This window comes from Kribbella sp. NPDC050470 (assembly GCF_044458365.1).
Lineage (GTDB): Bacteria > Actinomycetota > Actinomycetes > Propionibacteriales > Kribbellaceae > Kribbella.
Genome location: NZ_JBITHV010000011.1, coordinates 239,304 through 257,133, shown reverse-complemented (window position 1 = coordinate 257,133; position 17,830 = coordinate 239,304). Strand labels below are relative to the sequence as shown.

Here is a 17,830-nt window from a genome sequence, read left to right as displayed (position 1 = left end):
TGGTACGGCGGACGGCCGTGATCACGACTGCGGGCGGGCCTCGGCCATCGCCTGCTCGATCGTCTTCTCGCTCGGCGCGAACGAACTGATGCCGTGGTCGGCCACCAGGAACATCAGGTTCGCGTAGCCCGGCGGAACGAAGACGAGATACTCCTGGACCTGGTACGCCGCCCAGTCCGCCAGCTCCTCGGCCGTCGCACCCAGCTCCGGCGACGGCGCCTCGGCCGTCAGCCACTCCGCGAGCCGCACCCGGCCGGCCTGTGCGACCTCCGGCGGCGCGACTGCCGCTTCCTGCTCGCTCATACGGCCTTGTTCCTTCCGGTCGGCTGCGGCTGCGGGTTCCCGCCGGGCGGGTTGGGGACCTCACCCTTCGATGCGTTCCGCTGGGCGTTCAGGACCATCTCCTCCTGGCCGTCCATGTAGGCCTGGAGCGCGTTCTGGGCGCCGGTCAGCGAGGCGCCGACCTGCTTCGCGGCGGCCTCCAGCGTCGGCTGCCAGTGCTGGCCGTACTCGCTGAGGGCGACCGCGACGATGGTGAAGGTCTCGTAGTTGAGGCCCTCCATGATCGCGCCCAGCTGCTCGCCGTACGACTTCGCCAGCCCGTCGAACGGCTCCGCCTCGGTCACCGTGTCGGTGAGGACCTTGCTCGCTCCCGCGACGTCGATGTCCCAGTCCACTGTCACTCCTCAGATCTGCCGGACCCTGCCCACAACAAGCCCGGACGCGCCCCGCCGAGCGGGGAACGTCCAGGGCGGGTGATGCTGTGCGGTACGGCGGTCAGCCGCCGATACCGTCGACCGCGGCCGACGCCTTCTTCAGGGTCGCGGCGGCGGTCGAGTCGTTCTGCGCCAGCGTGTCCTTCAGCGACTGGATGATCGCCAGGGTCTGGTCGGCCGCCTTGTTGAAGCGGTCCTCGACGCCACGGTAGTTCTCGGTCACGCCGCTGGCCGAGGCGTCCGACAGGGCCGCGGTCACGTTCTGCTTGTGGGTCGCGATCAGGCCTGAGATCTGGCCGGAGAGGCTGTTGATCTTCGACTGCACCTCGCCCGAGGCCGCGGTGTCGTAGCTGTTGCGGTTTGCCATCGTCGATTCCTCTCTCAGCGCTTGCCGAACTTGGCGGCGTTGAAGTCGGCCGCACCCTGGTTCTTCTTCGCGGTGTCGGCCATCTCGCTGTCACCGGTGCGGAAGGCGGTGTCCATCCCGGACTGACCCTGGTTGATGGCGGCGAGCCCGGCGTTCAGGTCGGCGGCGATGCCGTCCACGTTCGCCTTGAACGCGTCGAACATCTGCTTGCCGGCGCCGCTCATCTTGCCTTCCAGCGGCTGCGCGGCGGCGACCAGCTGCTTCACCAGCCCACCGAGGTCCTGGGTTCCGGTCGTGGTCTTCTTGGCCAACTGGCTCAGGGTGTCCTGGCCCATGTCCCAGCGTCCGGTCACAATCTCTCCTTCGAAGTGTGGTTGCGCCGCAACGAAACCTTAGTCGCAGCTATGGGTCATCCTGGTGCCGCCCGCCGCCTGGCCGAGCCTTTCGAGCAGGATCGAAAGGTCCGTGTGACGGATCTGTGAAACCCGCCCACTTGTTGCCTCAATCAACTTGTCGGGCAACGCGAAGCAGCCCCCAGCCGGACGGCTGGGGGCTGGTGCACGAGTCGGTCACTTCTCCTGGTCTGCCAGGTCCAGTACCCAGCCGTGCCACTGGCCGGCGTCGGCCGCGTCCATCGTCGTACCGGCGGGGAACTCGCGGACGCCCCGGCCCGGAAGATAGGCCGCGACCAGCCGGCCGAGCTCGTGGCAGAGCAGCATCGGCACCTGTGGGCGCGCTTGCACCAGCCGGTCGAACACCAGCCGCGCCTCCTGCGCCTGTGCCACCTCGTCCCGGCCCAGCCAGATGTCGATCTCGATCGGGTAGGCGTCGATCGCCTGGACGTCTTCCGGCTCCGGGTCCGGTTCGACGTGGTAGTTCGGCTGGATCACGAAGCCCAGTACGCCGTCGACGGTCCGGGCCGGACCGCGGAGCCCGTACTCGTCGGGTCCCGCTCCGGACGTGTCCGGGATCGGTTCCAGCCCGAGCAGGCCGGCGAGCAGCGTAGCCTCCTCGGCAGCCGTCGAACCCGACTGCAGGAAGATGTTCTCCCGCGTTGCCATCAGACCACCTCCGTCACGTCGCGGGTCACGATCCGGCCGTCGCCGAGGATGAAATGCACCTTCGCGGCGACCGTCGCGCCCCGCTGGTGCCTCGCGCTCTTGTACGCCTCCCTGGCGAGTTCCTCGGTGAGGCCGACGTTCCGGCCGTCGATGACGACCTCGCCCGCGGGCGGGACCTGCTTGCTCGCACTGTTGACCAGTCGCTTGATCGCCGGCTTCGTTCCACTGTTCGGCGTCTTGAACTCCGTGATCAGGCCCTCGTCCGCCGAATTCTTGCGGACCATCGACTCCGGGTTCTTCATGTGCGCCTTGCCGTGGTCCTCGGGGCGTGCGTCGACCCGCCAGCCCTCCTGCTCGAGCCGGTCGGCGATGTCCCGCTCCTTGCTCTGGAACGCACCGTCCGGGTCGTGCACGCCCGGCGAGAACTGGTCCCCGAGGGCCTGGTGGTGAAACGCCGGATCGAAGCCCGGCTTGTCGCTCACGCCGAAAGCACTGTCACCCGGCCGCCAACTCTGTCCACTGTACTGCGCCGCCGACGGCTGCCCACCGTACTGCGCCCGCGACGGCTGGCCGCCATACGGAGGCTGCGACGGCTGAGCGCCGTACCGCGGCGGTGAGAACGGCTGCTGACCCGGCTGGTACTGCGACACGCGGTCGGCGAACGGATCGATCGGCGTCTGCAGGGTCTCAGGCGCGACCGTCCTATGGGTCGCCTCCACCCGTTCCCGGACGGCCGCAACCCTGGGGTCGAGGCCCGGGACCGTCGGCAACGGCGGCCAGCCCCCGGGCGGCGCCTCCGGCGGCCCGCCGTGGTCCCGGAGCTTGACGTGCAACGTGCCGGTCGCCTCGTCGTACCGCATCTCGGTGGAATGGAACGTGGTGTGCGGCGGATGCATGAATTCCTGGAAGCCGTCGCGCAGGAAGCTCAGATCCTTGCCGTGCCGGGCGTCGATCTCCAGTCGCACGTTGTATCCGGCGGCGCGGCCCGGCGTCTCGGTGTGCCCGAAGGCGCCGTCCGGCGTCTTGGCCGAGTGCTGGAAGGCCGGCTCGCGAACAGTGGAACCGGGCGCGTAACGCCGCACGAACGCCTGCAGATCGTCGATCGCGAGGCCCCGGTGCACGGTCCCCTGCACATCCGGCATCTTGTTCATCGCGGACACCGCCAAGCGGACCGTAGGGTCGCCCTCGATCCTGAAGTCACCCGCGCGGTAGGCAGTGTTGATGTACTGGTGATCGGTCTGCAGCAACTTCTCCAGGCCGCGGATCTCGACATCCGTCAGGTGGTCGACAGCTGAGCTGGGCTGCAGCCGGCCCCGTTGCCGGAGCTGCTCGATCCGCCCTGCTTGGTACCCGCGGTCCCTGCGCAGGAACTCGGCTTCGTCGTAGGTCGATGCCTGGAACCTCCGGTCTGCCAACTCGGGCTCCGATCGCGTACCTGGCGACCTCGGTCGCTCGGGGCTGGGCGCCGGGGCTTCCGGACTTGGCTGCGTCGCGTCCGCACCAGTACGCCGCTTGAACCGGTCCCAGAGACCGCCGTGCGAATCGCCGGACCCCTGCGAGTCCGCCTCCGGCGTACGGAGGTTCGGCGGGTGGGGTGTGTCGCCGCGTTGGGGCTGCGGGTGTGGGATCTGCGACTGGGACGCCGGTGGGTTGTTCGGTGTGCGCGGGACGCCCTCCCACTGCCCGTCCGGCTCCCGGACGGCGAACTTGATCGAGGTGATGTCGATCGGATCGCGCCTCGTGCCGCCGCCCGGAAGCGGCGTCTCGACCCAGTACGGATTCGCGGGGTCCGATCCGGTGTGCCCGTCCGGGAAGGCGTCCTCGACCTTGCCGCCCTCCGGCTGCGCGTCGACGAACTTGACCCGGCCAGTGTCATCGACGAACGCGTTGAAGACGTGCCCGCCGCCCGGGATGCCGGGATTGCTGCCCCGCCACGTGACGAAGATGTCCGCGTGTGTGCCCGGCGGCCGGTCGGTCAGCGCGTCGACCACCCGGCGGTACGCGGCGTTGGTGAAGTCGGCGGGGTTGGCGTTCGGGTCCGGCTGCGCCCACATCTTGTGCTCCGGCTTGAAGTCCGCGAGGCCCATCCACTCCAGCGTGGTGTCGGGCTGCTCGCCACTGTTCAGCTTGTTGCCGGCCGCCAGCCGCGGCTGCTTTCCGTACAGGATGTCGCAGAAGTTCCGCCCGACCTCCGGGCAGTTCATCTCGTAGTGCTTGCTCCTCCCGTAGTCGGGGTTGACGTTGCCGATCCAGTCCGGCACGTTGCTGTGCGGCGGGTCACCGACCGAGTCGGTCAGCTTGCCGATCCGCGGATCCATCGGGTCCACAAGGATGTGGCTGAACGGGTCGACGTCCGGCCGCGGCTTGCCGGGCTCCGGACGCAGGTAGTCCGGCTTCAGCTTGTCGAGCTCGACCTGACGCGCCAGCGGGTCGTCCCACTTCGGGTCGTTCGCTGCGTCCATGTGGGTGTACGGCGCGCGCTGTGGCCGCATCGGGTCGCTCCGCTGCCAAGGCGGGGTGTTCGGGTCGGGTCCGCGCATCGGACCGCGCGGGTCGTTGCGCTCCCACGGCGGCTTGTAGTCCGATCCGCCGCGGTGAGTTTCGGTGGAGGGTGTGTGTCGCGCAGGCGGTGTGTCCACGGAGCCCGGCTGGTTCGGCGTACCGGTCCGGCCCGGGGCGCTCGGAGCGTTCGGCGCGTTCGGCGGACCGGCATGACTTGGTATGCCGGGATGCATCGGCATGACCGGTGTCACGACAGGCTCGGCGTTCCCGGCCCCCTCCGGCCGCGAGGCGTGCTCAGGCGTCCGCGCAGGCGGAGTCCCCTCCGGCGTACGAGCCCCACCCGACGTATTCGACCTCGCCTCCGGCGAACGCGCCGTCTCGGGGGTGCGCGATGACTCCGGCGTCCGCCTCGACTCCGGCGTGTGGGTCGTCTCAGGCGTGTGCGACGTTTCGGGCGAACGCGACCTCTCGGGCGGACGCGTCGACTCCGGCCCACGCGATGTCTCCGGCGTACGTGTCGACTCCGGCGCACGCGACGTCTCCGGCGTACGCGATGTCTCCGGCATACGCGTCGACTCCCGTGTACGCGACGTTTCGGGGGTGCGCGATGTCTCAGGTGTCCGCGTCGACTCCGGCGAACGGGACGTGTCCGGCGTACGCGACGTGTCCGGCGTACGCGACGTGTCCGGCGTACGCGACGTGTCTGGCGTACGCGACGTGTCCGGCGTACGCGACGTGTCCGGCGTACGCGACGTGTCCGGCGTACGCGACGTGTCCGGCGTACGCGACGTGTCCGGCGTACGCGACGTGTTCGGGGTGTGGGGTGGGGTTGTGGTGGGGGTTTGGGGGGTTGGCGTTGTTGGGTCCGGGGCGGGGGTGCCGGGTGTTGGAGTCGTAGCCGGTGAGTGCGGGGTCGGCCACGTTGTGCCGGGGTGGACGGGCGGAACGGGGGTTGTGGTGACGGGGTCCGGGCGTGTGACCGGGTCGACGTTCGACGCCAGTGGGGGGTTGTTGGTCGGGATGTAGGTGTTGTCGGGTGTGTCGATCGGCGGGTTGCCGGTTGTGCCGTCGGGCGAGTCCACCCACGAGGTGTCCACGGACGAGCTGTCGAACGACGAGGTGTCGGTCGTGACGTCGGGTGAGTCGAACGAGGTCGTCGAGGTCGAGTCGGTGAGGTCGGGGACGTCGACTGGTACGTCTACCGGCGGGACGCCCTCGAATCTGAAGGTGTCGCCGATGACCGGGATCTTGGACAGCCCGGAGACCACTTCGCTGACCTTCGGGATCCTCATCGCCGCGGCCAGCGCTGCGTCGTGCATGGTGATCCGCACGCTTTGCACCTTCGAGGCCACACCGGCGACCCTCGCCACCGTGCTGCTCAGCATGCCGAACCTGCCCGCCATCGCGGCGCCCCTGATCGCGCCGGCCGAGCCGCCGGAGAAGACGGTGGCGACGATGTTCGTGGTCACCATCCCCAAGGCCTTGGCCGGGTTCTCCTTCCATTCGTCCCAGGCGAGGAAGCCCTCGATCATCTGGTCACCCATGGTCAGGCCCGTCTCGCTCCACTCCTTGAGCCAGTCGGGCCGCTCGATGCCGAAGAGTTCCTCCTGGCCCCAGGCGAGGAGCTGGCCCGGAGCCGACGCGAGTTGCCCGACGAAGATTCCCAAGCCCTTCCAGGCGTTCCCCGCGTCCTCCCAGGTCGGTATGTCGTAGTTCAGGGTGTCGTTCGCCCAGTCCCGCAATCGGTCGTTCTCGCCCAGCAACGGGAGCACCGGCACCAGCGTCAGGACGCTCTCGACCGTCTCGGCGACGACGGTGAGGACGCCCTGGCAGAAGTAGCCCGGGGCCATGAGGGTGTCCGCCCACCACGGATGATCCACATCCTCTGCGGTCCCCCACGGCGGGTCCTCCGGTACCGGGGCGTCCTCCGGTGGTGGGGGTGGCTCCTCGTCTTCGCGTAGGCCGGTCTCCGGGTCCCAGGTGTCGCCGCCGTGCAACTTGACGATCTCGTTGGCGGCGGTGAAGCAGATCTCCGGGAGTCGCTCCGTCATGATCGCGTCGACGAACCCGACCAGCATGTTGCATTCGTCCACCATGGCCTGATCGCTCTGCCACTCCGGGTCAGCGTCTTTCCGGCGCTCCCAGTCGTAGGCGTCTTCCTGGATGCTTCCGAGAAAGGACGCCAAGGCGCGCATCTCCCCCGCGAAGGTCACCAGATGCCCCGCCATCGCCGGCAGACTCGGGCCGAACTCGTCGAGGTTCGTCTTGATCTTCAGCGTCGAGCCGACCAGCAGCTCCCGCTCAGGGGCTTCGTACACCGCGTTCAGCCCCTGGAACGTGCTGTGGATGTCGCTGCCCAGGTCGGTGAACGGCTCGCCGAGCCCGCTCAGCTGCGAGATGTGCTCCTCGAGGGCCGCGGCAACGGCGGTCAGTTCCTCGACCGGGATGCCTTCCGGTTGGATCATGCCTGCATCGCCTGCTCGAGCGTTTGCTCGCTCGGCGCGAAGGAACTGATGCCGTGATCGCCCACCAGGAACAGCAGGTTGGCGTAGCCGGGCGGAACTAGTACGACGTACTCCGCTGCCTGGTGCGCGGTCCAGTCCGCGAGCTCCTCGAGCGTCGCGCCCAGCTCGGGCCGGGACGCCTGACCGGTCAGCCACTCGGCGAGCCGCACCCGCGTGGCCTGGGCAACCTCTTCCGGCACCACGGCCGGCTGCTGATCGGTCATACCGCGACGTCGCCGCCGTGAGTCGTCGGCATCTCGGCCGTCGGGTCCGGGATGTAGCCGTTCGCGGCGTTCCGCTGGGCGTTCATGACCATCTCTTCCTGCCCGTTCAGGTAGGCCTCGAGGGCGTTCTGCAGACCGGTCAGTGAGGCGGTGACCTGCGTCGCCGCATCCTCCAGGGTCGGCGCCCAGTGCGCGGAGTACTCGCCGATGGCCGCCGAGACGACGTTGAGGCAACCCAGCGCCGCCGTGTCCCCCGCCAGAACGCCTTGACCGCCGCGTGCGCCAGCCCGCCGAGCGCCGGAATCCACGACCAGGTAGGTCGTTCCCAGCATCAGAGCTTCCAGCGCCTCGCCGTACGTCGTCAGTAGTTCGTTGAACGGCTCCGCAGCGGTCGCCGTGTCGATGAGCACCTGGCCCGTGCCTTCGACGTCGATGTCCCAGTCCACTGCGGGTCAGCCGGCCATGGCGTCGTCGGAGCCCACGACTTGCCACGTGTCCTGAATGTCGTCACCGATGTCGCTGACCTGCTGCGTGATACTGCGCAGGGTCGCCACGTTCGCGTGCAGCGCCTTGACCGCTGCGGTCACCTCGTCGACCGGGACACCGTCGGATTTGATCACGGGGGCCACCTTGCCAATCCGACCTTTCCACCTGCTTTCCACGCGCTTTCGGGTGATCTCGCGCAGACAGCAGCAACCCCCAGCCGGTTGAGTTGGCTGGGGGTTGCGGTTAAACGACGATCAGCTGGCCGCGCGTTTCCTGGTCGCGGTGGCCTTCTTCGCCGGCGCTTTCTTCGCGGCGGCGACCTTCTTAGCCGGCGCCTTCTTGGCCGCGGCCGCCTTCTTCGCGGCCGGGGCTTTCTTGGCGGCCGCCGACTGCTTCTTGGCGCTCGGCTTCGCGGCCCGCCCGTTCAGGATCTCGGACAGGAACTCACCGGTGTACGACGCAGCATTCGCCGCCACGTCCTCCGGCGTACCCTCCGCCACCAGCGTGCCGCCGCGGCGGCCGCCGTCCGGGCCGAGGTCGATGATCCAGTCGGCGGTCTTGATCACGTCGAGGTTGTGCTCGATGACCAGCACCGAGTTGCCCTTGTCCACCAGGCCGCCGAGGACGCCGAGCAGCTTGCGGATGTCCTCGAAGTGCAGGCCGGTGGTCGGCTCGTCCAGCACGTACACCGTCCGGCCGGTCGATCGCTTCTGCAGCTCGGACGCCAACTTCACGCGCTGCGCCTCGCCGCCGGACAGCGTCGGCGCGGGCTGGCCCAGCCGCACGTAGCCCAGGCCCACCTCGGTCAGCGTCGTCAGGTGCCGCGAGATCGCCGGAATGGCGGCGAAGAACTCCGACGCCTCCTCGATCGGCATGTCCAGGATGTCCGCGACCGTCTTGCCCTTGTAGTGCACCTCGAGCGTCTCCCGGTTGTACCGGGCGCCGTGGCACACCTCGCAGGGGACGTAGACGTCGGGCAGGAAGTTCATCTCGATCTTCAGCGTGCCGTCACCGGAGCAGGCCTCGCACCGGCCGCCCTTGACGTTGAACGAGAACCGGCCCTGCTGGTACCCGCGGACCTTCGCCTCCGGCGTCTCCGCGAACAGCTTGCGGACGTGGTCCCAGACGCCGGTGTACGTCGCCGGGTTGGACCGCGGCGTCCGGCCGATCGGCGACTGGTCGACGTGGATGACCTTGTCGACCAGTTCCATGCCGGAGATCTTCGTGTGCCGGCCGGGTACGGCGCGGGCGCCGTAGATCTGCCGCGCCAGCGAGGTGTAGAGGATGTCGTTGACGAGCGTCGATTTGCCCGAGCCGGACACCCCGGTGACCGCGACGAACACCCCGAGCGGGATGGTGACGTCGATGTCCTTCAGGTTGTTCTGCCGGGCGCCGTACACGGTCAGCTCGCGGCCCTCGGTGAGCGGCCGGCGAACCGCCGGGATCGGGATCTCGCGGCGGCCGGACACGTACGCCCCGGTGATCGAGTCCGGGTGGTTCTTCAGGTCCTCGACGGTGCCCGAGACGACCACCTGGCCACCGTGCTCACCGGCGCCGGGGCCGATGTCGACCACCCAGTCGGCGTGGTCGATGGTGTCCTCGTCGTGCTCGACCACGATCAGCGTGTTGCCGAGCTCCTTCAGCCGGACCAGGGTCTCGATCAGCCGCCGGTTGTCCCGCTGGTGCAGGCCGATCGACGGCTCGTCGAGCACGTACAGCACGCCGACCAGGCCGGATCCGATCTGGGTCGCGAGCCGGATCCGCTGCGCCTCGCCACCGGACAGCGAACCGGCCGGCCGGCTCAGCGCCAGGTAGTCCAGGCCGACGTCGAGCAGGAACCGCAGCCGCTCGCCGATCTCCTTGACCACCCGCTCCGCGATCTGCTTCTCCCGCGGGGTCAGGTCCATCTGGCGCAGGAAGTCGTGCACCTCGTCGATCGACATCGCGCTGATCTCGGCGATGTTCTTGCCGCCCAGCGTGACCGCCAGCGAGATCGGCTTCAGCCGCGCGCCGTTGCAGGCCAGGCACGGCACCTCGCGCATGTACTCCTCGAACCGCTCCCGGCTGGTGTCGCTCGACGCCTCCGCGTGCCGCCGCTCGACGTACGGGATCACCCCTTCGAAGGTGGTGTAGTACGACCGCTCGCGGCCGTACCGGTTCTTGTAGGAGACGTGCACCTGCCGGTCGTGGCCGGTGAGCAGCGACTTCTTCGCCTTCGCCGGCAGCTCGCCGAACGGCGTCGTGGTCTTGATCTTCAGGTCCTTGGCCAGCGCCGCCAGCAGCCGCTCGAAGTACTGCGTGACGTTCGCCCCCGACCACGGCTGGATCGCGCCCTCCTCGAGCGACTTCGACGGGTCCGGGACCAGCAGCTCCGGGTCGACCTCCATCCGGGTGCCGAGTCCGGTGCACACCGGGCAGGCGCCGTACGGCGAGTTGAAGGAGAACGACCGCGGTTCGAGCTCGTCGATGGCGAGCGGGTGGTCGTTCGGGCAGGCGAGCTTCTCGGAGAAGCGGCGCTCGCGGTGCGGGTCGTCGCTCGGCAGGTCGACGAAGTCGAGCACGACCAGGCCGCCGGCCAGGCCGAGCGCGGTCTCGATCGAGTCGGTCAGCCGCTGCTTCGCGGAACTCTTCACCGCGAGCCGGTCGACCACGACGTCGATGCTGTGCTTCTTCTGCTTGTCGAGCTTCGGCGGCTCGGTCAGCTGGATCGTCTCGCCGTCCACCCGGGCTCGCGCGAAACCCTGTCCGCTGAGCTGGCGGAACAGGTCGACGTACTCCCCCTTGCGGCCGCGGACGACCGGCGCGAGCACCTGGAACCGGGTGCCCTCGTCCAGCTCGAGCACCCGGTCCACGATCTGCTGCGGGGTCTGCCGCGCGATCTGCTCCCCGCACTCCGGGCAGTGCGGGCGGCCGGCCCGGGCGAACAGCAGGCGGAGGTAGTCGTAGACCTCGGTGATCGTGCCGACGGTCGAGCGCGGGTTCCGGGAGGTGGACTTCTGGTCGATCGAGACCGCCGGGGACAGGCCCTCGATGAAGTCGACGTCCGGCTTGTCCATCTGGCCGAGGAACTGCCGCGCGTACGCCGACAGGGACTCGACGTAGCGCCGCTGGCCCTCGGCGAAGATCGTGTCGAACGCCAGGCTGGACTTGCCGGACCCGGACAGGCCGGTGAAGACGATCATGGCGTCCCGCGGCAGGTCGACCGAGACGTCCTTCAGGTTGTGCTCACGTGCTCCGCGCACGATCAGACGGTCAGACACAAGCTCACTCTCAGCCGTTCTCGAGGGGTTCCAGGTGGTCGCATGGCATGCCCCGGTCATGCTAACCAGGCCCACCGACAAAAACTTCCGGCGCCGGACCGGGGGTCCTGCTCGACCCGGCTTCGAAAGTATATTCGACCGCGGACACCGGTTCTGGCAACTCGGCCGACATGACCGCGCGGCCCGATCGGTGCAAGGATCGGACCGGAGGACTGAGACCCAGGAGGGCTGATGGCGGAGTACCACGGGAACGTCAGGGTGGGTGGGCCGGTGCAGACCCACGAGCTGGCCGAGCTGATGATCACCAAGGTCGCCGTCGGGCCGATGGACAACAACGCTTATCTGCTGCGCTGCCGCCGTACCGACGAGCAGGTGCTGATCGACGCGGCCAACGAGGCGCAGACGCTGCTCCGGCTGATCGGCGACGGCGGGCTCGAGCGAGTCGTCACCACGCACCGGCACCAGGACCACTGGCAGGCGCTCGCCGAGGTGGTGGCCCGGACCAACGCGACCACAGTGGCGGGCCGGTACGACGCCGAGGGCATCGACGTCCCCACCGACGAGCTCGTGGACGAGAACGCCACCATCCCGGTCGGCCGGTGCTCGCTCCGCGTCATCCACCTGGTCGGCCACACCCCGGGCTCGATCGCCCTCCTGTACGACGACCCGGCCGGCGCACCGCACTTGTTCACCGGCGACTCGCTGTTCCCGGGCGGGGTCGGCAACACCCAGGGCGACGCCGAGCGGTTCACCTCACTCATCAACGACGTCGAGGCCAAGCTGTTCAACGCCCTCGCCGACGAAACCTGGGTCTACCCCGGCCACGGCGCCGACACCACCCTCGGCAACGAACGCCCCAACCTCCCAGAATGGCGCGCCCGCGGCTGGTAGGCAGACGCGTTCGGCGGGAAGGCTGACAACCTCAGCCAGGGATGAAGCGCGGCTCGGTCTTCCCAGAAGCAGACGCTTACCTCTCTCCGCATGTCGGCGTCGTGGAGAGCTAACCCGACGAAGCGGTGAACTGCCCTGCCCGGGGGTGGTGACGGGGTCAGGGTGGGTTGCTCGGTAGCGGGCGGCTTTGGTTTGGTTGCCGCAGGTTTTCATGCTGCACCAGCGGCGGCGGCCGCGGGCGAGGAAGAACCAGCCGCAGCGATCGCAGGTGCGGACCGGTTGGGGCGGCGGGCTCAGTGCCAGCTTGATGCCGTGGAGCGCGATGGTCGCGAGCGCACCCTCGGTGGAGTGTGGGGTGACGACGCCGTTCGCGGCCACGGAGACGTCTTCGCGCGCCAGGTCCATGAGGCCGGTCAGGACCTCACGCGGTACGTCGTGGCCGGCGGACTGTGCGTCGAGCAGTGCCCAGAGCAGCCCCCGCAGGCTCCTGGCTCGTACCACCAATCCCCCGGCCCACCCCATCCGCATCGCTCCGCTGCTGATGGCGGCGTACGGGCTGACCGAGCGCGAGCAGGAGGTGACCCGGCTGGTGCTGCAGGGCGAGTCGACCGTGGACATCGCCGACCGGCTGGTCGTCTCCGCGCACACCGTTCAGCAGCACCTGAAGAGCATCTTCGAGAAGACCGGTGTGCACAGCCGCCGTGACCTGGTCGGCAAGATCTTCTTCGCGCACTACGAACCGCGGGTCCGCGACAACGAGCGCCGTACTCAGACCGGCCAACCGCTCCGGGGCGGACCGCTACAGGCGTGAGCGGGCTTCTTCGATCTGTTTGCTGATGGCGTCGGCGCCGACGGAGGCCGCGAGGCTGGCGGCCTCGTCGGCCAATGCATGCGCCTCGTCGCCGCTGGACAGGTAGATCAGGCCGACCATGTTGGCCGCCACGCCTGCAGTAAAGCCGAGGGTACGGCGCAGCGCAGTCGACTCCTCCAGCAGCGCGCGGGCCTGGTCAACGTCGCCCGCCATATGAGCGGCGACGCCCAGATGGCGGAGAGCGTAGGACAGCATCAGGTCGTCGCCGCACTTCCGCGCCAGCTCACGCGAGCAGGTGAACGCCGACACCGCAGGCTCGCTGTCGTCGCGCACGACCTGGTGGAAGCAACCGATCCAGAAGAACGCCTCGCCCTGCCCACGCTCATCACCCAGCGCGTCGTAGAGGCCTAACGCCCGCTCGAACAGCTCCAACTCCCGAGCATCCTCGACCCCGCTCTCCAGGAATCGCCCATGCAACACCTTCCCCCGCGCCAACGCGAGCTCAGCCTCCGCCGCGTCCAGCTCCCGATCGGCCCGCGCCAGAACGCCGGCCTCACCGTTGAAGATCGCCCGCTCGTACAGCTCCCCCGCCAGCCTCACTCGTTCGTCCACCCGGCCGATCCTAAGCTGCCGAGGTGAGCGGGTTCGCGGATTACCAGCCGGGCGCCGGCCGACGACCGGTCGGCGCGTCGATCATCGTGCGCCCGGCGCACGTCGCGGATCTCGAGGCGTGCGCTCGACTGATCGTGTCCCGGACCGGCGCTCTGTCGAAGAACGCGCACACCGCCTGAGGGACGACCTGCGCGACCCGCACCGGCCGCCGCGGTCGCCTGCGCCCGCGACGAGGTGATCGGGTACGGCGGCGTGATCCACCACCACGTCTCCCCCGGCGATCCGCCGGACACGGCGCCGACCGGGTACTAGCTCGTCGGCCTGATCGTCGCACCAGCCTGGCGCCGGCACGGCGTCGGCGAGCTCCTCACCGTCGACCGAATGCGCTGGACCTCCGGCCGTGCCGACTGCGTTTACTACTTCGCCAACCTCGCGAACGGCGCCACGCTCGACCTCCACCACTGCCTCGGCTTCACCGAGCACCCGAGCGTTCTCGTTCCCCGGCGACCCACTGCGTCCTGGTACGGGCGTCCTGCTGCGAGCGGACCTGACTACCGGTCAGTGAGCTCGGCCGGCAGAGCCACCACGTCGACCAAGGCGCCGTTGCGGATCGCGGTGATCTCGGTACGGCGGTTGATCGCATCCTCGAAGAGCTGACGCTGCAGCGACTGCGCATCCCGCAGGGGTACGCCGTCAACCGCCAGGACGAGATCGCCTTGGCGGAGACCGGCCTGTGCGGCGGGGCTGCCGGTGATCACCTCGACCACACGGAGCGCGGTTCGTTGGTCGAAGCGTTCCGCGAGCTGTGGACGCAACGGCGCCGGCGTCGTCACCAGCCCGAGGTACGCGCGCCGCACCCGCCCGTCATGCAGCAGCGCGTAGATGATCCGCCGGGTGGTCTGGTTCACCGGGACCGCGAGGCCGAGGCCGATCCCGGCGACCGCGGTGTTGATGCCGACCACCCGCCCGTTGCCGTCGGCAAGCGCTCCGCCGGAGTTGCCCGGGTTCAGGGCCGCGTCGGTCTGGATCACATCCTCGATCATGCGGGTCGCATTTCCGGTCCGCACCGGCAGCGACCGCCCGAGCGCGCTGACCACGCCGGCCGTCACGCTCCCGGCCAGGCCCAGCGGGTTGCCGACCGCCACTACCAGGTTGCCCACCTTCAACTGGTCCGCGTCGCCGTACTCGGGCGGATCCGGGATGTCGCGGTCGGACCGCAGTACGGCGAGGTCGGACAGCCGGTCGACCCCGATCACCCGGGCCTGCGCCGCCGTACCGTCCGCGAACTCGGCCGTCGCCTGCTCGGCGCTGCCGACCACGTGGGCGTTGGTGAGCAGGTGGCCGTCCTCGGTCAGCACCACGCCGGAACCCGACGAATCACCGCGCCGGCTCGCGCTCCGCAGGCTGGCCACCCGCGGGATCAAGTGCTCCGCCACACCCGAGACCACCCGCGAGTAAGCGTCCAGTACGTCGTCCCCAGCAGTCTCCTCGGCCATCTCCGCCTCCTGAATTACAACATTACGCCGCAAACAAAGCCCGGAGTTCTGGTGAGGCAGGCCACAATCCTGACCGATCGGTTGAAACCTGGCCGATCGGTCAGGGAAGCTACTGAGATGGCAGTCACCACCCCCGCCCGGGAGCGGACCAGGCACGAGATCGTGCGTCAGGCGATGGGCCTGTTCCAGGCCAAGGGCTACAACGCGACGTCGCTGCAGGACATCGCGACCGCGGCCGGCTGCTCGAAAGCGACGGTGCTCTACCACTTCCACGGCAAGCCCGCCGTGCTCGCCGCCGTCCTCGAGCCCGCGGCCGCCGACCTCGCCGCTCTGATCCGGACCGTCGACGGGCTGCCGCGGGCGGTGGCTCAAGAGATCGCGATCCAGCAGTTCACCGACCTCTCCGTCAAGCACCGCGGGGTGGTCCAGGTCGTCCAGGACATCCTCCCGGTGATCGACGAGATCCCTGAGATCAGCGGCCTGATCACCGACGGCATGCAGCTGTCCGGCTTCCTGGCCGGCAGTGACGACAAACTCGAGCGCGACCTCGCCACGCTCGGGATCAACGGCCTGCTCGGCGAGTGCCGGCATCCCGGCGAACGCACCGACGAGGAGCTCCGCACGCTCTGCGACACCGCCCTACGACGGCTGCTCAAGCGCGCCTGATCTGCACCGCAACCTCCCCCTGCACACGAAACGGACGCATTCCCGATGGCCAATCTGCTGTACCGGCTCGGCCGGTTCTCCTACCAGCGCCGACGGCTGGTCGCTGCCGTCTGGGCGGTCTTCCTCGTCCTGCTCGGGGTCGGCGCACTGACCCTCGGCGGCAAGACGACCAATACGTTCTCGATCCCGGGCACCGAGTCGCAGCGCGCGCTCGACGCCCTGAAGACCGAGCTCCCGGCCGCGAGTGGCGCCTCTGCGACCGTGGTGGTGAAGGCACCTGAGGGCAAGACGCTCGCCGACCCGGCCGTGAAGGCCGCCGTCGGCACGACCGTCGCCAAGGTCGCGAAGGTCCCGGAGGTGATCGGCGCGGTCGACCCGTTCACCAGCAAGGCGATCAGCCCGAACGGGAAGACCGGCCTGATCAGCGTCCAGTTCGCCAAGCCGGCCGACGAGCTGAGCAAGGACAGCACCGAGGCGTACGACGCGCTCAGCGAACTCAGCTCCGGGGATCTTCAGGTGGTCCCGGGCGGACAGATCGCCGGCGGTGTCCCCGAGGTCGGCGCCACCGAGATCATCGGGGTCGCGGTCGCGGCCGTCGTACTGGTCGTCACGTTCGGGTCGCTCGTTGCTGCCGGGATGACGCTGCTCACCGCGCTGCTCGGCGTCATCGCCGGCATGGCCGGGCTGTTCCTGGTCACCGCGTTCATCGACGTGTCGTCGACGGCGCCGATCCTGGCGCTGATGCTGGGACTCGCGGTCGGGATCGACTACGCGCTGTTCATCAGCTCACGGCACCGGACTCAGCTGGCCGAGGGCATGGACGAGGAGGAGTCGGTCGGCCGCGCGACCGCGACCGCGGGGTCGGCGGTGCTGTTCGCCGGTGCGACAGTCGTGATCGCGCTGGCCGGGCTCAGTGTGGTCGGCGTACCGTTCCTGACCGCGATGGGCCTTGCGGCCGCGGCGACCGTGCTGACCGCCGTACTGGTGGCGTTGACGCTGCTGCCGGCATTGCTCGGGTTCGTGGGCAAGCGGGTGCTGCCGCGGAAGTTGCGGAAGGCACCGACAGCTCCGGCCGCCGAAGGGTTCGGGTTCCGGTGGGGCCGGTTCACCACCCGCTTCCGCGTGCCGATCGTTGCTCTCGGCATCATCGGGCTCGGGGCGCTGGCGCTCCCGGTGCAGGACATGCGGCTGGCGTTGCCGGACGGCGCGTCGGCCGCGGCCGGGACCAACCAGCGGGTCGCCTACGACCTCACCGCGGCCGCCTTCGGACCGGGCGCCAACGGTCCGCTCGTGGTCGTCGTCAAGAGCAACAACGCGGAGGCCGTCGTCCAGCAGGTGCTAGCGAAGACCCAAGGGCTCCCGGATGTCGTCGCGGCCCAACCCGGTCCCGCGAGCGCCGACGGTACGACGCGGTTGCTGCAGGTGATCCCGGCCAGCGGACCAGCGACCGAGGAGACCGCGGACCTGGTCAAGAACCTGCGGTCCGCGATCGCGCCGCTCGCCACCGGTGACACGACGATCTCCGTGACCGGCAACACGGCCGTCGGGGTCGACGTGTCCAACAAGCTGTCCGACGCGTTGCCGACGTACCTGCTGGTGGTCATCGGGCTGTCGTTCCTGCTGCTGCTCCTGGCGTTCCGGTCGTTGCTGGTGCCGTTGAAGGCGACGCTCGGGTTCGTGCTGACGATCGGGGCGACGTTCGGGATCACGGTCGCGGTGTTCCAGCAGGGCTGGGGCGCGTCGCTGCTCGGGGTGGACTCGCCCGGGCCGCTGGTCAGCTTCCTGCCGATCATCATGATGGGCGTGCTGTTCGGGCTGGCGATGGACTACGAGGTCTTCATCGTGTCCCGGGTCCGCGAGGAGTTCGTGCACGGCAAGCACGCCACCGAGGCCACCGTCGAAGGCCTCGGCCACGGCGCCCGCGTGGTCACGGCGGCCGCCCTGATCATGGCCTCCGTCTTCGCCGGCTTCATCTTCGTGCACGACCCGATCATCAAGGCGATCGGCTTCGGCCTCACCATCGGCGTCCTGGTCGACGCGTTCATCATCCGGATGACCCTGGTCCCCGCCGTCCTCAGCCTCCTCGGCGACCGCGCCTGGTGGTTCCCCCGCTGGCTCGACCGCATCACTCCCAAAGTCGACATCGAAGGCGAGTCCTTGCGCGTCAACGAGGAACCGGAGCCCACGGAACTCGCGGGCGTGCGCTGATTCCGACGCCTGGGGCATCAGCGCCT

At 69.2% G+C, this 17,830-nt stretch carries 17 protein-coding genes and 1 pseudogene; 5 read left to right on the top strand and 13 right to left on the bottom strand.

Annotation, left to right across the window (positions count from 1 at the left end; all coding sequences use genetic code 11):
- Positions 1–21 precede the first annotated feature (21 nt).
- From ACIBGM_RS32645 to uvrA, 10 genes are all read right to left on the bottom strand, one after another.
- The gene (locus ACIBGM_RS32645; RefSeq protein WP_360521490.1) at positions 22–303 is read right to left on the bottom strand and encodes a hypothetical protein; all 282 of its coding nucleotides are present in this window, start codon (positions 301–303) and stop codon (positions 22–24) included.
- Complete coding sequence (locus tag ACIBGM_RS32640) at positions 300–677, bottom strand: DUF6507 family protein (protein WP_360521493.1); 378 nt, start codon at positions 675–677, stop codon at positions 300–302. Before ACIBGM_RS32640 ends, ACIBGM_RS32645 begins: the two co-directional genes overlap by 4 nt.
- Positions 678–777: 100 nt before the next feature.
- Complete coding sequence (locus ACIBGM_RS32635; protein WP_360521496.1) at positions 778–1,083, bottom strand: pore-forming ESAT-6 family protein; 306 nt, start codon at positions 1,081–1,083, stop codon at positions 778–780.
- A 14-nt stretch (positions 1,084–1,097) separates the two neighbouring features.
- Positions 1,098–1,436, bottom strand: a complete 339-nt coding sequence (locus ACIBGM_RS32630; protein WP_360521499.1) for a hypothetical protein — start codon at positions 1,434–1,436, stop codon at positions 1,098–1,100.
- 216 nt (positions 1,437–1,652) lie between these two features.
- The gene (locus tag ACIBGM_RS32625) at positions 1,653–2,144 is read right to left on the bottom strand and encodes a hypothetical protein (RefSeq protein WP_396387728.1); all 492 of its coding nucleotides are present in this window, start codon (positions 2,142–2,144) and stop codon (positions 1,653–1,655) included.
- Positions 2,144–7,111, bottom strand: a complete 4,968-nt coding sequence (locus ACIBGM_RS32620; protein ID WP_396387727.1) for a toxin glutamine deamidase domain-containing protein — start codon at positions 7,109–7,111, stop codon at positions 2,144–2,146. Before ACIBGM_RS32620 ends, ACIBGM_RS32625 begins: the two co-directional genes overlap by 1 nt.
- Entirely contained in the window at positions 7,108–7,374 is a 267-nt protein-coding gene (locus ACIBGM_RS32615) for a hypothetical protein (protein WP_396387726.1), read from the bottom strand. Before ACIBGM_RS32615 ends, ACIBGM_RS32620 begins: the two co-directional genes overlap by 4 nt.
- The gene (locus ACIBGM_RS32610) at positions 7,371–7,820 is read right to left on the bottom strand and encodes a DUF6507 family protein (RefSeq protein ID WP_396387725.1); all 450 of its coding nucleotides are present in this window, start codon (positions 7,818–7,820) and stop codon (positions 7,371–7,373) included. The genes ACIBGM_RS32615 and ACIBGM_RS32610 overlap by 4 nt, the downstream gene beginning before the upstream one ends.
- A 6-nt stretch (positions 7,821–7,826) precedes the next feature.
- A complete protein-coding gene (locus ACIBGM_RS32605) occupies positions 7,827–7,994 on the bottom strand; it encodes a hypothetical protein (protein ID WP_396387724.1) in 168 nt (55 codons plus the stop codon).
- 120 nt (positions 7,995–8,114) lie between these two features.
- On the bottom strand, positions 8,115–11,180 hold the full coding sequence (gene uvrA, locus ACIBGM_RS32600) for an excinuclease ABC subunit UvrA (protein WP_396387723.1): 3,066 nt from the start codon (positions 11,178–11,180) through the stop codon (positions 8,115–8,117).
- A 171-nt stretch (positions 11,181–11,351) separates the two neighbouring features.
- Between uvrA and ACIBGM_RS32595 the strand changes: the two genes are divergently transcribed.
- Positions 11,352–12,011 (top strand): MBL fold metallo-hydrolase, encoded by a 660-nt coding sequence (locus tag ACIBGM_RS32595; protein WP_396387722.1) that lies wholly within the window; start codon positions 11,352–11,354, stop codon positions 12,009–12,011.
- A 180-nt stretch (positions 12,012–12,191) separates the two neighbouring features.
- Here the strand turns inward: ACIBGM_RS32595 and ACIBGM_RS32590 are convergent.
- Positions 12,192–12,416: pseudogene (locus ACIBGM_RS32590) on the bottom strand (CGNR zinc finger domain-containing protein); the annotation flags it as partial.
- A 136-nt stretch (positions 12,417–12,552) separates the two neighbouring features.
- Between ACIBGM_RS32590 and ACIBGM_RS32585 the strand changes: the two are divergent.
- On the top strand, positions 12,553–12,822 hold the full coding sequence (locus ACIBGM_RS32585; protein ID WP_360521525.1) for a helix-turn-helix transcriptional regulator: 270 nt from the start codon (positions 12,553–12,555) through the stop codon (positions 12,820–12,822).
- On the opposite strand, the gene ACIBGM_RS32580 is transcribed toward ACIBGM_RS32585, so the two are convergent.
- The gene (locus tag ACIBGM_RS32580; protein ID WP_396387721.1) at positions 12,811–13,434 is read right to left on the bottom strand and encodes a tetratricopeptide repeat protein; all 624 of its coding nucleotides are present in this window, start codon (positions 13,432–13,434) and stop codon (positions 12,811–12,813) included. The two genes, ACIBGM_RS32585 and ACIBGM_RS32580, sit on opposite strands and share 12 nt — an antisense overlap.
- Positions 13,435–13,457: 23 nt before the next feature.
- Here ACIBGM_RS32580 and ACIBGM_RS32575 point away from each other — a divergent pair, with 23 nt between their 5' ends.
- Positions 13,458–13,613, top strand: a complete 156-nt coding sequence (locus ACIBGM_RS32575; protein ID WP_360521531.1) for a hypothetical protein — start codon at positions 13,458–13,460, stop codon at positions 13,611–13,613.
- A 372-nt stretch (positions 13,614–13,985) separates the two neighbouring features.
- On the opposite strand, the gene ACIBGM_RS32570 is transcribed toward ACIBGM_RS32575, so the two are convergent.
- Positions 13,986–14,930: a trypsin-like peptidase domain-containing protein gene (locus ACIBGM_RS32570; RefSeq protein WP_360521539.1), complete on the bottom strand. Its 945-nt coding sequence runs from the start codon at positions 14,928–14,930 to the stop codon at positions 13,986–13,988.
- Positions 14,931–15,047: 117 nt separating this feature from the next.
- On the opposite strand from ACIBGM_RS32570, the gene ACIBGM_RS32565 reads away from it, so the two are divergent.
- Entirely contained in the window at positions 15,048–15,596 is a 549-nt protein-coding gene (locus ACIBGM_RS32565; RefSeq protein WP_360521542.1) for a TetR/AcrR family transcriptional regulator, read from the top strand.
- 45 nt (positions 15,597–15,641) lie between these two features.
- On the top strand, positions 15,642–17,804 hold the full coding sequence (locus tag ACIBGM_RS32560) for an MMPL family transporter (RefSeq protein ID WP_396387720.1): 2,163 nt from the start codon (positions 15,642–15,644) through the stop codon (positions 17,802–17,804).
- Positions 17,805–17,830: the final 26 nt, after the last annotated feature.

What these genes read in the sequence shown, in the direction of transcription:
- ACIBGM_RS32645 (WP_360521490.1), bottom strand. Translation starts at nt 303, where the DNA reads ATGAGCGAGCAGGAAGCGGCAGTCGCGCCGCCGGAGGTCGCACAGGCC.
- ACIBGM_RS32635 (WP_360521496.1), bottom strand. Translation starts at nt 1,083, where the DNA reads ATGGCAAACCGCAACAGCTACGACACCGCGGCCTCGGGCGAGGTGCAG.
- ACIBGM_RS32625 (WP_396387728.1), bottom strand. Translation starts at nt 2,144, where the DNA reads ATGGCAACGCGGGAGAACATCTTCCTGCAGTCGGGTTCGACGGCTGCC.
- ACIBGM_RS32620 (WP_396387727.1), bottom strand. Translation starts at nt 7,111, where the DNA reads ATGATCCAACCGGAAGGCATCCCGGTCGAGGAACTGACCGCCGTTGCC.
- ACIBGM_RS32615 (WP_396387726.1), bottom strand. Translation starts at nt 7,374, where the DNA reads ATGACCGATCAGCAGCCGGCCGTGGTGCCGGAAGAGGTTGCCCAGGCC.
- uvrA (WP_396387723.1), bottom strand. Translation starts at nt 11,180, where the DNA reads ATGACCGGGGCATGCCATGCGACCACCTGGAACCCCTCGAGAACGGCT.
- ACIBGM_RS32595 (WP_396387722.1), top strand. Translation starts at nt 11,352, where the DNA reads ATGGCGGAGTACCACGGGAACGTCAGGGTGGGTGGGCCGGTGCAGACC.
- ACIBGM_RS32585 (WP_360521525.1), top strand. Translation starts at nt 12,553, where the DNA reads ATGGCGGCGTACGGGCTGACCGAGCGCGAGCAGGAGGTGACCCGGCTG.
- ACIBGM_RS32570 (WP_360521539.1), bottom strand. Translation starts at nt 14,930, where the DNA reads ATGGCCGAGGAGACTGCTGGGGACGACGTACTGGACGCTTACTCGCGG.
- ACIBGM_RS32565 (WP_360521542.1), top strand. Translation starts at nt 15,048, where the DNA reads ATGGCAGTCACCACCCCCGCCCGGGAGCGGACCAGGCACGAGATCGTG.
- ACIBGM_RS32560 (WP_396387720.1), top strand. Translation starts at nt 15,642, where the DNA reads ATGGCCAATCTGCTGTACCGGCTCGGCCGGTTCTCCTACCAGCGCCGA.